Below are 15,421 nucleotides of genomic sequence, written 5' to 3' on the forward strand. Positions count from 1 at the left end.
TTCCCCATGTGAGAGTAGGTCATCGTCAAGATTAAATTCCAGAACCCCATTTGCGAAAGCAGATGGGGTTTTGTTTTAAGTGAAGGTCATACATTTTTGCTGGAACGTTACATCAGTAACGGATCGGCTACAGAATTTCTTGACGACCATAGAGTGCTGGAACCACCTGATCCCATCCCGAACTCAGCAGTGAAACGGTGCATCGCCGATGGTAGTGTGGGGTTTCCCCATGTGAGAGTAGGTCATCGTCAAGATTGAATTCCGAAACCCCAGTCTGCTTACGCAGACTGGGGTTTTGTCGTTTAAACCGCCGGCACTGAAACGCAGCAGGCCTAGGCTATGAGCGCATCACAGCTCCGGGCACGTTCTTCATCGCATCATCAGCAAAGTCCTGTAAAAACTTTCTGAATCCCTCAGCGCTTATCGGGTTGGCATCTGTAGGCTCGGCTACGATGGTCCAAGTAGCGACGCAGCTTGCACGGCCTTTGGGGGCGACCGTCATCGCGGCCCAGAGCCTGCTGACACCTAGATTGTTGTAGATGGTCGTCCATGTCATAAACATCTCGTCGTCGTCACGAGAGTTGAGTTGCTCGACAACCCGCAGACCACCCTCCTTGAATTTCTTGTAACGTATCGACCCCGGACCTTCGCCAACCACTTCGATGCTTTCCAGTTGCGGTATGAAATGGGTGAAACCACCGAAATCGCCTACGATCTTCCAGACCTCACGCGCAGGTGCGTTGATCGAGATTGCAGAAACCACAGGTTCTCCTCCAGGATTGGTAACCAGTGTATCGGGCGAAAGGGAGCCAAGGGTGTTGAGCGGCTGAATAGCGTTCATGTTGTTCTCCATAACTTAAGGGGGAGTTGCGTTGGGGTGTATCAGATGAAGGCAATCTCTTTCAGGTACTCGCAGCCTTTGCGCAGCAGTGCCGGGGTTTTCGAGGGGTAGCTTTCGCCCATCCGTTGAACACCCGCATGGGCGTTCTGGTAGGCGATCATTGATATGTCTCCGATGTCTTCCTCAAACCCATCGAGGTAAAAGCCGAGCACGCCGAATAAAGCGTTGTCGCTGTCCACGCGGTTCAATTGGGTTTGCCACTCACTGACGCTGACCATCTCGAAATCACTGCCCGCTTCACGGAACGCGCTGACGTAATTGCTCCAGCTCAACGGCTCCGGGTTGTGGAGGTTGAAGACTGCGTGTGCCGGCTGGTAACGACTGGCGTGAAAGCCAATGAATCGGGCGAGGAAGTCGACAGGCATCAAGTCGAAGGTCATGGAGAAATCCGGGACCTGGCCCAGTTGCATCGACCCCTTAAGCATCAGCATCAGGCGATTCTTGTGCGGCTGGCAGACACCGGTCGTGCTGTTGAAGGCGATATTGCCGGGCCGGTAGATGTTCACCCATGCGCCTCGATCACGGGCTTGCTGCAGGATCCGCTCGGCGACCCACTTGGAGAGGTTGTAGCCGTTCTTGATGTAGATTGGCGGAGTCTCGGCAGCAGGCGCTTCGAGGACGCGACCGTCAGTCCCGACGGCGCTTGAAGCAGAGAGCGTAGATACGAAGTTGAGCACCTTCTTGCTGCGCCCTTCACACAGCTTCAGGCATTCGAAAATCGGCTCGACGTTATCCTTGGCCAGCGTCTCGTAGTCCTGAACGTGGTTGACGTTGGCAGCGTTGTGCACCAGCGCGCCAAACTCGCGATCAAGCCGCTCATATACCTGGTTACTCAGCCCGAGCTGTGGCCGCGTGACGTCGGCGGCATAAACCCGTACGCGCGCCAGATCCAGATGATCGAGACGGTTTTCGCGCAGTGCCTGGATAAAGCGGTCTTGGGCCGTCATCCCTGCGCTTTCACGTACCAGACACGCAACCTCGGTTGCGCCCCATGCCAACAGCGCTTCGACGATGTGAACACCGAGAAAACCATTGGCGCCGGTGACGATGACTTTGTGTACGTCGCCCATGCGCTCCACAGGCAGTACCGGCAGCTCGAAGGGCGCCGAAGCATCCCGGAAGGCTTGCGGGCTGACGGTCCATGAGGTGGTGCCGTCGCTGTCGAGCAGCGACGCCAGATTGGTCAGCGTTGGCGCCTCAATGAAGCGGTTGATCGGAATGCTGCGGCCGAACCGTTCGCGAATCCCCAGCAGCATTTGCGACAGCAGGATCGAATGGCCACCCAGATTGAAGAAGCTCTCGTCAGTTGATATTTCGTCAGGCGGAAGCTCAAGCAGATCGGCCCAAAACGTAAGAAGAAGCCTCTCGTTTTCGGTGTCGGGCAAACGGCGTGGGGCTTGCTCCAGCAGGTTCACTGGCAGCTGCAACAGCGCCTTGCGATCGACCTTGCCGTTGCTGGCAAACGGCATGCTCGCCAACTCCGTGTAGGCGGTCGGCCGCATATAGTCGGGCAACAACCCTGCGACATGGTCCTTGAGCAAATGCCGGGCGGCGTCCGGCTCCACGCCGTGTGGTTGCGCGAGAAAAGCCAGGATGCGTCGCTGGTCGTCAATCACCACCGCGACTTGTCGGTACAGCTGGCTGTCGCGCAGGCAGTGCTCGATCTCCTCAGGCTCTACCCTGAATCCACGGATCTTCACCTGGTTGTCACGTCGCCCGGACAACTCGATGCCCGCGCTCGTCCATTTGCCGATGTCCCCGGTGCGATAGGCGCGCACGCTTTGGCCATCACCCAGCGCGACATTCACGTAGCGCTCATCGGTAAGTCCAGGATTGTTGATGTAACCCAGGCACACGCCTGGGCCGACGATGTAGAGCTCGCCGGGTGTCTGGTCCGCGACGGGCTGCATATCCTCGTCGAGGATCAGGACTTGGCTGTTGGCGATCGGGCGACCCAGGTTGCGGTTGCTGCCGCCGGGTTGGAACCGGCCGGCGGTGATCAACACCGTGGCCTCAGTCGGGCCGTACAGGTTGTGGAAGTGACATTGCGCTGCCAGGCGCTCAATCACGTAGGGCTCGCAGACATCACCGCCGGTGCACAAGTGCTTGAGCTTCAGCGGTCGGTCAATCGGCAGGATGCTCAACAACGCTGGAGGCAGAAACGCGTGGCTGAGATTCTGATCCAGCAGCTCGAACAGTTGCAGCGGATCACGACGCTGATCGTCGTTCGCCACGATCAGTTCAGCGCCGCTGAGCAGGGTGGGGAATATGTCGATGACCGACGAATCGAAGCTCAGCGTCGAGAACTGCAGCACCCGGCTGTGTTCGGACAGCTCGACATAGTGGGCGTACCAGGCCGTGAAGTGGCTCAGGTTGCGCTGGCTGAGCATCACGCCTTTTGGGTGTCCGGTCGTGCCCGAGGTGTAGAGCGCCATGCACGGCGCGTCGGTCTCCGGGCGATAGCGCATCAGCGACTGCGCCGTCGGCACGATCTCGATGTGGCTGATATCCAGCCCCGGCACAGCAACCCCCGCCAGCGGGTGAGTCCCATCGTGCAACAGTAAACAGGCATGCGCGTTTTCGAGGATGTACTGCTGACGCTGGAGAGGCTGGCTGGGATCCAGCGGCAGATACACCGCTCCATTGCCCAGAATGGCAAGTATCCCGGCGAACAGCGCCGCAGATTTCGGCATACAAATGCCAATCACCACCGGTTCAACTGAAGCGCGCGGCAGCATGGCCTGAATCTGCGCCTGGATCGCGACGCCGTGTGCGCGGAGTTGGTCGTAGCTGATGCGCTCGCCGTCGATACTCAGCGCAGTGCGCCCTGCGAATTCGCTAAAGCTCCGATCCAGACGTGCGACCAGCGTCTCCTCGGCAACACGCAGCAACTCTGGCGCCGCAGTGAAGTTGAAGCAATGCTCGAAGGCCAGTCGGTCCAGTCGTAGCAGGCTTTCCTGGCGCTCCCCGTGCGGCGGATCGATGCGTTCGGCACGCGCGAAGTACTCCGTATCACGCGAGAACCGGCTGATCAGCAGCGCTACGTTGTCCACCAGCGTTGCGACCGCCGCGTCCCGCAACCCGCGGCCGTTGCCGGAAAGCGTGGCAGCCACGGCATGGCGTGCGATCAAGCGCTGCGCCGTAGCTGTGCCGAGCCAGCACACTATTTCCAGTTCAGGCAGTGCCCGCTCGCTCCCCGGTGTAAGTCCTACCCGGAGACCAAGATGCACGGCTGCCTTGAACGCGCCCCATTCTGCATGGGGCAGTTCCAGCGTGCCGTCCTCAATGATGATCGACGCGTCCTTCAGCGCTGTCAGCTCCGGCGGGGTCACATCGCGCAGGAGGTGAATCGAATGCCCATGGGCGTCCAGTTCTGCACTTAGCTCACTCATCGCCCGGCTGTGACCGATGAGCACAATCTCCAGGCGCTTCATTGCAAGCCTCCGGCCGGCAGATAGTCGGCAAGGGCGTGCTGGACGCAGAGGGAGTCGAGCATCGAGCTTGAGGTGAAGAAGCGCATGATGTTGCCCACCAGCGGATGGTGGCGATTGATCGGGAAGCACATCGCCCGTGTTTCTTGCTTCAGCGCCTGCTTGATCGGCTCGATGACCGGCAGGCTGTCGATCAGAACGAAGTCAAAAGACTTCTGGATGTCATTGGTCAAATACTGAGCAATGAACACGGGGAGGATCTGCGCGATCACTTCCTTGTCCTGTTGGGGCGCTGCGTGCCAGTAGATCCTGACCAGCCGCGACCAGAAGCCGGAGTGCCGTCCTTCATCAAGAAGGTGGTCGGCCATGAGGCCTTTGACGGACTGCTTCACCGTGTCGTCCTTGGCGAACGCGGCTACGTCGTTGGTCACGGTGTTCTCGGCAATCGCTACGCAGATAAGCTCGACCGCGCTGCGCAAGTGGTCTGGCGCCAATGCCAGTGCAGCGGGGATGGCTCTGCTGAGTTCGATTTCCTCCGGCAAAGGGATCGGCTGGATGCCGGTCAATGCGATGGTTTGCTGCATGAAGTCCATTGCCACCAGCGCGTGGTAATCCTCGTCGACGACCACGGTCATGGCGTCGTAGCGGCAAGCGAAGGGGAAGCGAATGGCGAAGTTGTCTTTGGCGATGCTTCGCGCGGTCTTGTCGACGATCTCGGTCTCGAAAATCACGACGTCGTTGATGAACTTGTACAGGCTCTGTACCAGCGCCAGATCGCGCAGATGAGCGCATTCGCGAGTGAACGTCTCGCTTAGCACCAGTGGCTGGCGGCTGAGCGGGTAGATCAGTTTTTCATCGTTTTCGACGATGCGGCGCGGGCGTGTCCGAATCGTCGCACGACCTTCCCAGGCATCAACGAATGACAAGTAGTCTTCGGCTTTCATGATGGCGTCCTTGTGTGGGTATCGAGTCGGTGGCGGAGGAGGGAAGGGCTCATGCGCTGACTTCCCGCGCCGTTTCACGCAGGGTCAGTTGCACGGCGTCCCACAGCGCGATGCGGCTGTCGACTGCGGCGACGGCGGCGGCATAGACCTCGTGCTGGTGCTGTTCATTGCCCGCGACTAGTCTGGTCAGCAACGATTCCGCAGCCGGGCCGTGGTCTTCGGAGTCCACCTCAATGTGGCGTTCCAGGTAGTAGCGAAAGGTCGGTGCCTTGTCGGCAGTGATGCCCCAGTCGTCAAGAATCCGCTGGAACATCTGTGGGATAACGCTTTCGCGACCGTGCAGGAACGCGGCAGCCACGCAATGCGCCGGCGCATTCAGCGCGATGTCGAGGGTGTCCCGGACGAAGTGTGTGGCCGCTCGGCCTGCGCCGACGCTATCGAGCGCGGTTTTGTAGTGAATGCCTTCGCGCAACAGTTCGACGAAATGCTCGATGCGCGCGGTGCTTGCGCCGATCTCGCGCATGGCATCCAGGTAGAGCTCGAAGTGGCTGTAATGATCGTGGCGTCCGGGGCGATCATCCGACTCCTCACCCAACACGATTTCGTTGATGAGCCGTGCTGCCTTCGGGTCTCGCGGCGGCAACCAGGGGAGTCGGGTGCAGGTCAGTTCCTGCTGCAGCCGTTTGGTCAGCGACATAAAGTCCCAGACCGCGAACACATGCACCTCCATGAACCGCTGCAGGGCGTGCAGCGAATCAATTTCGGAAAAAACAGGGTGCGCGCCGAGTACTAATTTCTTTGCGATAAGTTGCTGTTTTAACAGATCCATTTTTACGTCCTTGATGAGATTGAGTGCGTCACACACTCTTTTAATTGCCGAAATTAGCGGTCGTGTTAAGTGCCCGTATAAGAGCGGCCGAAATGGACTCCCGTAACTATCGGGCAATAAGAGGCTGCGAACGTTACTTCGTTAATGGTCAACAATCGTGCAGGATTTACTAAGGCATGCTCACGTGGTCTATGCCCTCGCTGACCAGCGTTTGTGGGTAAATGGCCCATAAGCGTTGGCGGCCAGAAAACGTTAGAACAGTTTCAAATGGTTTCGCAAATACTTTTTAATATAATTAACGGCCTATCTAAATCGCGCGCGAGCGTAGGCGATAAAACTTCTTAGTTAAGTTTTATTAGGGCTAACGCACCCCTTCCGGCTCATTAAAGCCAGAATTGAAATTAATGAACGAATACCTCGTTCAGCGTTGCGCTTTATCGGGCTAATACAGTTTTTTGAGATTTTTTGGTTTGGGCGACATTCGGGGTTTCACTTCAATGTCTCCGCCTAGGGCAATGCTCCTTTTGCCGCTCCATGAGAACTGCTTTCCCTGAACCGGCTGCAGACCGATTCGTCGTTCGAGTGTGCCTGAACACGGCGGTGCACCGCGTCAACGACGGCCAAGTTTTACGATAGGTGCATTAGCGACGGCCGAGTGTGGGACGGCCGGCTTTTAGTCGTAGGAGAGATCAGAAAGGAGGGCGTGAGGAGTCGATGCAGAAGGAGAGGGCGGCGATGTTTCTTCAGCCGCCCAGCAAGCCGAGGTGCGTATTGATGATGTGCAGCAGGCGGTCGCGTTGCGAGCTGAGAAAGTCATGAGTGCCGCGGACTTCGATCAACTCGAACTCGCGACGCGTGAACTCCCGCCATTTCATCATGCTGGCGGCTGTAGCGACCGGATCATCGCTGCCGTACAGACCGGTCAACGGGATGTCCAGGCCCTCATCGGCGCAGTGCGACCAGATCTCCGACAGCTTTACGTCGCTGCGCACGACAGGCTCCAGCAGCTTGAGGCGTTTCTTATCCTGCGCGAACGTGTTCGGGAGCACGCCCAACTTGATAAGCGCTTGAATGAAGTCGTCTTGCGGCAGCGTGTGCAGATACGGCCAGGGTTGTCGGCTGTCAGGGCTGCGGCAGCCGGACACGAACAGATGGCGTGTCAGATTCGGGTAATGATTCTGCGCCAGCCTGGCCATTTCATAAGCGACCCGACCGCCGAAGCTATGGCCGTAAAACGCGTGGGGTTCGCTCAGATAGGGCTGCAAGGCGAAGAAGGTGTCTTGCAACAAGGGCGCCCACTGATCGTAGGGCGTTTCCTTGAGCCGACTGCCGTGACCGGGCAGGCGCAGCGTTACCAGCTCGATGTGATCGGCAAGTCCTTCGGACCAGTCACGAAAATGCTCAGGATCGCCTCCTACGTGAGGACAGCAAATCAGGCGTGTTCTGACGGGTTGTCCGGAATTGACGACCATCAGCCATTTGTTCTTTTCGGCTTGCACTCAGCTTCCCCGAGCCTTGATAAAGGCGTCATAACCGTGGAGCCGGGTCCTTCGGCGCATACGCCGTCATGAACGGCGTTCGTTGATCCCTTGTGCTTCTCGGCCGATTAGCCGGTAGCAAGCAAGGTCAAGATTGGATACAGCGGTGAATGTTACTGGGTGACGGCACGTTTTCGTGAGGCCGCTGCAGGTTTTGCCTCTTCCGCCTTACGGGCGCTCAAGTAGGCATTGATGGCCTCAACACCCCGATTCAAGTGATGAGTCAGCGCCTCGATCGTGGCGTCCACGTCACCGGCACCGGCCATTTCCAGCAATTCGTAGTGGTCGTGCTGGGACACCTTGCCCAGGTTCATTTGCTTGAGATTGAAGCGCAGGAAACGCTCTTCCTCGTTCAAGCCGTCCTCGACCAGTTTGAGCAGGCGGGTGTTGTGCGCCCTGGAATACAGCGCCATGTGGAACTGGCGGTTGAGCGTGCCCATGATGCTGTAGTCGGTTTCGACCTCAAGCTGTTCGATGTACCCACGCGCAGTGCTGATGTCTTCGGCGGTCAGGAGCGGGATCGACTGGCGCAAGGCCTCGGACTCCAACAGGATGCGCAACGCATAGGCATCCGTAGCATCCTCGTTGATCAACGGGGCAACGACCGCACCTTTGTGGGTCTCGACGCGCAGCAACGATTGCGCTTCCAGCTGACGCAGCGCCTCGCGGACGGGCATGCGGCTGACACCGAAAAGCGTCGCCAGCTCTTGCTGGCGCAGTGCGATGCCTGCCGGGAGGCGTCCTTCAAGAATGGCGCTGCGCAGTTTTTCTTCGATGATTGCACGCGCCAGATGCGCAGGCGGCTGCTCAGCACCCAGGGTTTCCCGCAGAAATTGCTCTTTCTCAGTCCTGCGCATGCTTGATCTTCTTCGGCTGACCAGTTATTGGATCCAATGTAACACTAGAGACCGCTGCTGTTCTTGTCAAACTTTGATACAAGTTTAGCAGGCGGTCTCGGCGCGGCATTCTACAAGGGATTGAGCGTACAGGTATTGCCATCAATCGGGGATTGAGAACGGGATGCCCGGCCTCGATGACGCAAGTCCTTCGCGGCAACCGAGGCTGGCTTCACAGTCAATCTGTGTCAGATATAACGGCCCGTCACGAAATGCTGCACATCATTGAAACCCGGCGTGGACGCATGCCCGGGTGTCACGAGGGAGTCGATGAACGCTTCGTCCTCGCCAGTGATGTTCACGCTGAGCGCTTTGGTGTAACTGTCCCATTGGTCCTCGGTGCGTGGCCCGACAATGGCAGAGGTCACGGCCTGATTGTTCAGCACCCAAGCGATCGCGAACTCCACCAGACCTACGCCTTTGGCCTGGGTATACGCCTGCAGTTTCTGGGCGATGTGCAACGACTCGCTGCGCCATTCGGTTTCCAGAATGCGCTTGTCCTGACGGCCGGCGCGGGTGCTGCTGTCCGGCGTAACGTCGGGGGCGTACTTGCCACTCAACACGCCGCGGGCCAGCGGGCTGTAGGGCACAACACCCAAGCCGTAGAACTTCGCCGCAGTGATCTGTTCCAGCTCGGCCTGACGGTTGACGATGTTGTACAGCGGTTGGCTGATCACCGGTTTGTCGACGCCCAGGCGCAGAGCGACGCTGACCACCTCAGCGATGCGCCAGCCGCGGAAGTTCGACACGCCCCAGTAACGGATCTTGCCCTCGCGGATCAGATCGCCGATGGCAGACACGGTCACCTCGAGTGGCGTGTTGTGGTCTTCCTTGTGCAGGTAATGAATGTCGATGTAATCGGTGTCGAGACGGCGCAGGCTGGATTCAATTTCATTGAAGATGTGCTTGCGATTAAGTCCACTGGAGTTAGGGGCGGTATTGCCCGAACTGCTGCCGACTTTGGTGGCGAGTACCCACTCGCTGCGCCGTTTGGCGATGGCCTCGCCAACGATTTCCTCAGACCGGCCGGCGTTGTAGACGTTGGCCGTGTCGATGAAATTGACGCCTTCATCCCAGGCCTTGTCGATGATGCGCAGGGATTCTTCGGTGCCCGTCTGCACGCCGAACATCATGGAGCCCAGTGTCAGCGTTGAAACCTGGAGGCCGGATTGGCCAAGGGTGCGGTATTTCATTGCTCGATATCCTTTTCGTCGGGGAAGTGGAAATCAGGACAGTCTGGGACAGGCTTGCAAGGCGTCTCGTAAAGACCGATCAGACCGACAGCTCAAGGCCGGACATACTCACCTGTTTGGGCGGGTTTTGAAAAGTGACAAATTGACGGAACTGCGTGTGGCGAGCGCGGGCTCAGAGCGCGATGTCTGCGTGAGCGAGCTTCGCATGTCGCCCAGCCAGAAAGCACAACGTGCCGCCCATGGCGGTCAGGCACGCAAGGACGTAAAACATGGTCGGAGCCGGGCTATTGATCAATAAGTAGCCGCAGATCACTGGGCTCAACGCTCCGCCGAAGGCCGCCAGATTCTGCGCACCCAAGTAGCTGCCGCGAAGGTGATCGGGCGCAATGGTGTCGACGAACAGGTATTCCGCGGGATAAATGATCATCTCACCTAACGTGAAGACGAACATCGCAGCGCACCAGGCCAGGGTCGTTTCGGCAAAACTGAAGCCGATGAGCCCGATCGCAAATAAAGCTGTGCCGAGGCAGATCCAGTACCGCAGTTGCTCGCGCTTCAGAAAACGGCCGATCTGGTACTGCATCAGGATGACTGTTACCGCGTTGCACGCCAACACGGCTGACAGGATTTTCAACGCCTGTTCCGCCGTATGCGTGACCAGCAGAAACTGCGACAGGTACAACGTATACCGGCCATGCACGATGGTGCTGAGCAAGCTGCCGCCCGTGAACAGAATCAGTGTGCGGTCGTTTTTCAGCGTGATCAGGGTGTCGAGAAAGCTGCGCGGTGGGTGTTCGGTATCAGCGACTGTGCGCGGGATGCCAAGCATCAGAAAAAGGCTGCAGAACGCGATGGCGCTGGCGATGAAAAACGGCGCCAGCGGCAGGTGCCCGGCAATGACCACGCCGAGCATCGGGCCTGTGGCGTAGCCGATGTTGGTGAGGGTGTAGCGCAGCGAGAACACCTTCGCCCGCTGCCCGATGGGCAGGTTTTCGCTGATGATTGCTTTGGAGCCGATGAGAAACAGCGCCGACGCCGTCTCAGTGATCACCAGCGTGAGTGTCGTCAGGTAGACGTTGTGGGCGAAGGTCAGCAGCGAGAAGCCCACGGCACTGGACAGCATCGCCAGGATCAGCAATTTGCGCTTTTCCAGCCGGTCGATGATGTAACCACCGTACAGCCCCAGCAGCGTAGCGATGAACACCGCGATGCCCATCAGCAGCCCGACGTCTTGCTGGTTGAGTCCCAGTCTTGTGCTGAGGAACAGTGACAGCAACGGGCTGGTCATCGCCCGGCTCATGACGATGGTGAGCGAGCAGATCATCAACCGGCGGATGACGAGGGAGTAAGTGGCCACTGGTGTTTTTCCGTCCTTGTTCAAGCCTCGGTACAAATCCTTTGTGGGAGCACCGGTAAGGCGCTCCCACATGGGCGGCGTTCGCTGTCCGACCGTTTACTACTGACCTTGATTCATCCCGACCTTGGTCACCGCGCCCTGTTCCAGCTCCCACTTTTTGAGGATTTTGCCGTAGGTGCCATCGTCGACCATGGCCTGCATCGCTTCGGCGATGGCCGCCGCCAGTTCAGGGTTGGACTTGCTGACGCCCAGGCCGGTGAACTGTTTCGAGATCGCCAGACCGAGCGGCTTGTACGTGTCCTTCTCCTGGGACATCAGGTACGGAATGGTTTCGCTGCCCTGCATCGCGGCGTCAAGCCGGCCCTGACGCAGTTGCGCGCGGGCATCGGCGGAGCCTTCGGAGCCACTGACGATGATCGCCGGCTTGCCTTTCGCTTCGCAGTTTTCCTTGCTCCACGCTGCGATTTCCGCAGGCCAGCTGGTACGGCGGCTGGTGCCGACTTTCTTGCCGCACAAATCGGCCGGCTCGTTCAGATCAGCGTTTTTGGTCAGCGTGTACAGCTGCGGGCCGCTGGCGAAGTAGTCAATGAACGTTACCGACTTCTGCCGCTCGGCCGTGTCAGTCATGCCCGACAGAATGATATCGAAGCGCTTGGTGACCAGGCCGCTGACCATCTGCTCGAAGGCGGTTTCCTGCCATTTGATCTTGACGCCAAGGCGCTCGGCCAGGGCGTTGCCGAGATCCACATCCAGGCCGGTCAGCGTATTGGTGCTGGTGTCTTTGAAATCCATCGGCGGGTAGTTCGGCACGATGGCGGCGGTGATTTCGCCCTTTTCCTTGAGGCTGGCGGGCAGCGCGGCGAACACTGACGCGGACGCCATCAGGCCGGCGAGCAAACTGGGGATGAGGATCTTTTTCATGGTCGTTCTCGTTTGTTCTGGTTTAAGTGCGAACGGCAGAAATGAAGCTTTGGGTTCTTGGGTTTTGTGGGCTTATTAGTATGTCTTCCGGGGTGCCGGCCTCCACAATCTGGCCGCCGTCCATGAACACCATCCGGTTGGAAACTTCGCGGGCAAAGCCGAGTTCGTGTGTCACAACGATCATGGTCATGCCGCTGTGCGCCAGGTCCCGCATGACCGACAACACTTCGCCCACCAACTCCGGATCGAGGGCGGAAGTGGGTTCGTCGAACAGCATCAGCTTGGGCCGCATCGCCAGTGCGCGAGCGATGGCGACACGCTGTTGCTGACCGCCGGAAAGCTCGACGGGATAGGAATGACGCTTGTCCGCCAGCCCGACACGGGCCAGCAACTCGGTGGCTTCCTCGGTAGCCTCTTTGGGCGAGCGCTTGAGCACCTGGATCGGGCCTTCGATCACGTTCTGCAAAGCGGTCATGTGCGGGAAGAGATTGAAGCGCTGAAACACCATGCCGGTGCTCAAACGCTGACGGGCAATCTGAGCGTCCGTCAGCTCGTGCAGTTTGTTGCCGACGATGCGATAGCCCACCAGTTCGCCGTCGACCCACAAACCGCCCTTGTTGATTTTTTCGAGCTGATTGACGCACCGCAGCAGCGTGCTCTTGCCCGAGCCCGAGGGCCCGATAATGCACAAAACTTCGCCTTGCTCGACTTCAATGCTGACGTCTTTGAGGGCGTGGAACTGGTCGTAGTATTTGTTCAGGCCGACGGCTTTGACGATGCTTCTCATGCTGATTCTCCTGGGCCTGATTTACGAACGCTTGCCGGCGCCGCGGGCAAAGCGCAGCTCCAGCCGGCTTTGGCCGAATGACAGGACAGTCACCACCGCCAGGTACCAGATCCCCGCGACGATCAGCAGCTCCATGACCCGGGCGTTGGCGTAGTAGATGTTCTGCGCGTTGTGCAGCAATTCGGAATACTGGATGACGCTGGCCAGGCTGGTCATCTTCACCATGCCGATGAATTCGTTGCCGACCGGCGGGATGATTACGCGCATGGCCTGGGGCAGAATCACCCGGCGCAGAGCCTGCAGGCGCGGCATGCCGATCGACTTTGCGGCTTCGTACTGACCGGTGTCCACGGAGAGCAAGCCTGCGCGCACGACCTCTGCGGTATACGCGCCCTGATTGATGCTCAGGCCCAGCAGTGCGGCAACGAAGGGTGTCATCAGGCTGACCGTGTCGATCTCGAACACGCCGGGAATGCCGATGACCGGGAAGATAAGCGCCAGGTTGAACCACAGCAGCAACTGCAGAATCAACGGCGTGCCGCGAAACAGCCAGGTGTAGGTGATCGCGACGTAACGCAAAATCGGATTTGCCGACATGCGCATGATGGCCGTGACCACGCCGATCACCACCCCGAGCACCATCGCCAGAATCGACATGACGATCGTGTTCAGCAGTCCCCACAGAATGGCTTCGGAGGTCAGGAACTGGCCGATGTAACTCCACTCGATCTGCCCGTTGGCAAACGCGCGGGCCAGGCCGGCGAGGGCAATGATGATCAGGGCCGCGAAGAAAATGCGCCCGTAATAGCGGCGTGGGACGTGTTCGTACTGGGTGATGTCGAACGCGTTTTCGGTCTTCCTGCGCTCGGCTTGCAGCTGCTCCGCCTGATTCTGATTCATGTGTCTCTCCGAAGCTGTATGCAGACCGCGCCTGCCTGATCTGGGCAACCCTACCCAGCCCTACTGCCCCGACGTAGGCCCGCCGTTGCAGCATGGAATCGTCCTGGACAGAGGGCAGTTACAAATTGAAAGTCCTGATCAAAGTGTCAGGTTATTTAATGTTGGATCCGGTTTCGGCCTATGTAGCGGGGTACCTCGCGCGCGGTTGCCAATCAGGTTTTTCTGTGTTCATTATTATCAATCGGGCATGTAGTTGTTGTGAGTCAGAGCCTGTTGAATCCAATAGGCGAGGTCAATAAGCATTATGGAAACTCCACTTTCCAATTCTGGAAACGTGCCGCCTAAACCGGGAATACGCCCCCCTCTTACTCTCAGCGGAATGGACTTCAAGCTGTTGCGGGTATTCCAGGCCGTGGTAGAGGCGGGTGGCTTCAGCGCCGCCCAGAATGAGCTGAATGTGGGGCTTGCAGCCATCAGCAAGCAGATTTCGGACCTTGAAATCCGTATCGGCATGCGCCTCTGCACACGAGGCCGGGAAGGTTTTCACCTCACTGAAGAGGGCAAGCTGGTCTATCAGGCGGCTATCGAATTGTTCGCCTCGGTGGACAGTTTTCGCGACCGGATTAGTTCAGCGCAGAATGAATTGATTGGCGATTTGAGTATTGGCGTAATTGATAACACCCTGACCGACAAAAGTTCGCCGCTCATTGCCGCACTCAGACTAATGCACGATGAAGCGCCCAAAGTCAGACTGCGTCTGCAAGCGTCCCAACTGGATGAAGTCGAGCGTGCGATGGTCGAAGGACGCGTGAGTCTTGGCATCGTGCCGGTGTATCAGCGGCGCGAAGAGTTTGATTATTTCGAGCTGTATGAAGAGACCTCCCACGCGTATTGCGCAGTGGGTCATCCGCTGTTCGAGGCCGATGACAGCGCCCTGAGCATCGACAGCCTGCGCGCCTTCGACATCGTGAATCATCGCTATGCCATCCATCGCGACAAGGCGAGCTTCGTTAATTCGGACAGCCAAAGCGCTTCGGCCTCCCAAGTTGAAGCGGTGGCCATGATGATCCTGACCGGCCGCTTCATCGGCTTTCTCCCCGAGCACTACACGCGCAATCTGATCCGCGACGGCCTACTCCGCGCCTTGCGCCCCGACCTGATCTTCCTGCGCACACCCATCAACCTCATCCTGAGACACAACGCCCCACGAAGCCCGCTGGTCAAGGCGTTCGCGCGGGCGTTGGGGGTGGATTTGCGGGTTGGCCTGTAGCGTAACTATCACGCGATTGCCGCGAACGTGAGCCCGGTGGCGTGTACCACTTGGCGCATGGTTTTCAACGTGGGATTGCCTTTGGGGGATAGCGCTCGACGAAGGCTTTCATGAGGTATGCCGGCTTTCTCTGCTATGAATGCTATTCCGCCTCGAGCCTCAACAACATGTCTTAACGCTGCAAGAAAGCCGGCATCGCCGCCTTCTTCGTCCAATTCTTCAAATGCAATTCGCAAATACTCCGCTGCGAATGCGGGGTCGTCCCGAATCATCGCAATGACTGTTTCGTCGTGATCACGTGAGCTCGTCATGGCCTTCTCCGCTGATAGTCGTGCCCGCAATCAATGGCTTTAACAATGTCAGATCGCTGGTGGCGCTTATCGCCTCCCAGAAGCAGCAAGATTAGCTGCTTACCTGCCTGGGCGTAGTAAACCCGCCCAATGCGCCTGCAGCG

The 15,421-nt window shown here is 58.4% G+C and carries 13 protein-coding genes and 1 rRNA gene; 2 read left to right on the top strand and 12 right to left on the bottom strand.

The window, feature by feature from the left end; translation table 11 throughout:
• Window positions 1-138 precede the first annotated feature (138 nt).
• Window positions 139-254 (top strand): 5S ribosomal RNA (gene rrf / locus AC07VF_RS20775).
• A gap of 83 nt (window positions 255-337) precedes the next feature.
• Here rrf and AC07VF_RS20780 read toward each other — a convergent pair.
• The 11 genes from AC07VF_RS20780 to AC07VF_RS20830 all read right to left on the bottom strand — a co-directional run bounded on the left by AC07VF_RS20780 (window position 338) and on the right by AC07VF_RS20830 (window position 13,697).
• Entirely contained in the window at window positions 338-841 is a 504-nt protein-coding gene (locus tag AC07VF_RS20780) for an SRPBCC family protein (RefSeq protein ID WP_495009628.1), read from the bottom strand.
• A 41-nt stretch (window positions 842-882) separates the two neighbouring features.
• Window positions 883-4,335: a thioester reductase domain-containing protein gene (locus AC07VF_RS20785; RefSeq protein WP_495009629.1), complete on the bottom strand. Its 3,453-nt coding sequence runs from the start codon at window positions 4,333-4,335 to the stop codon at window positions 883-885.
• Window positions 4,332-5,276, bottom strand: coding sequence for a diiron oxygenase (locus tag AC07VF_RS20790; RefSeq protein WP_495009630.1), 945 nt, complete (start codon window positions 5,274-5,276; stop codon window positions 4,332-4,334). The genes AC07VF_RS20785 and AC07VF_RS20790 overlap by 4 nt, the downstream gene beginning before the upstream one ends.
• 49 nt (window positions 5,277-5,325) lie before the next feature.
• Entirely contained in the window at window positions 5,326-6,105 is a 780-nt protein-coding gene (locus tag AC07VF_RS20795; RefSeq protein WP_495009631.1) for a DUF3050 domain-containing protein, read from the bottom strand.
• A 743-nt stretch (window positions 6,106-6,848) separates the two neighbouring features.
• On the bottom strand, window positions 6,849-7,604 hold the full coding sequence (locus AC07VF_RS20800; protein WP_346627305.1) for a thioesterase II family protein: 756 nt from the start codon (window positions 7,602-7,604) through the stop codon (window positions 6,849-6,851).
• Between the two features lie 152 nt (window positions 7,605-7,756).
• Window positions 7,757-8,500: a GntR family transcriptional regulator gene (locus AC07VF_RS20805; protein WP_495009632.1), complete on the bottom strand. Its 744-nt coding sequence runs from the start codon at window positions 8,498-8,500 to the stop codon at window positions 7,757-7,759.
• A gap of 227 nt (window positions 8,501-8,727) precedes the next feature.
• Window positions 8,728-9,732: an aldo/keto reductase gene (locus AC07VF_RS20810; RefSeq protein WP_495009633.1), complete on the bottom strand. Its 1,005-nt coding sequence runs from the start codon at window positions 9,730-9,732 to the stop codon at window positions 8,728-8,730.
• A 172-nt stretch (window positions 9,733-9,904) separates the two neighbouring features.
• Window positions 9,905-11,089 (bottom strand): MFS transporter, encoded by a 1,185-nt coding sequence (locus AC07VF_RS20815; RefSeq protein WP_192173070.1) that lies wholly within the window; start codon window positions 11,087-11,089, stop codon window positions 9,905-9,907.
• A 99-nt stretch (window positions 11,090-11,188) separates the two neighbouring features.
• Window positions 11,189-12,010, bottom strand: a complete 822-nt coding sequence (locus tag AC07VF_RS20820) for an ABC transporter substrate-binding protein (protein ID WP_495009634.1) — start codon at window positions 12,008-12,010, stop codon at window positions 11,189-11,191.
• A 22-nt stretch (window positions 12,011-12,032) separates the two neighbouring features.
• On the bottom strand, window positions 12,033-12,797 hold the full coding sequence (locus AC07VF_RS20825; RefSeq protein ID WP_423573851.1) for an amino acid ABC transporter ATP-binding protein: 765 nt from the start codon (window positions 12,795-12,797) through the stop codon (window positions 12,033-12,035).
• A gap of 21 nt (window positions 12,798-12,818) precedes the next feature.
• Window positions 12,819-13,697 carry an amino acid ABC transporter permease gene (locus AC07VF_RS20830; protein WP_192173067.1) on the bottom strand — a complete coding sequence of 293 codons (879 nt, stop codon included), beginning with the start codon at window positions 13,695-13,697 and terminating at the stop codon, window positions 12,819-12,821.
• A 304-nt stretch (window positions 13,698-14,001) separates the two neighbouring features.
• On the opposite strand from AC07VF_RS20830, the gene AC07VF_RS20835 reads away from it, so the two are divergent.
• A complete protein-coding gene (locus AC07VF_RS20835; RefSeq protein ID WP_495009635.1) occupies window positions 14,002-14,967 on the top strand; it encodes a LysR family transcriptional regulator in 966 nt (321 codons plus the stop codon).
• An 8-nt stretch (window positions 14,968-14,975) separates the two neighbouring features.
• On the opposite strand, the gene AC07VF_RS20840 is transcribed toward AC07VF_RS20835, so the two are convergent.
• Window positions 14,976-15,278 carry a helix-turn-helix domain-containing transcriptional regulator gene (locus AC07VF_RS20840; RefSeq protein ID WP_065990926.1) on the bottom strand — a complete coding sequence of 101 codons (303 nt, stop codon included), beginning with the start codon at window positions 15,276-15,278 and terminating at the stop codon, window positions 14,976-14,978.
• Between the last annotated feature and the right edge of the window lie 143 nt (window positions 15,279-15,421).

This window comes from Pseudomonas sp. GW821-FHT02H06 (genome assembly GCF_059421525.1).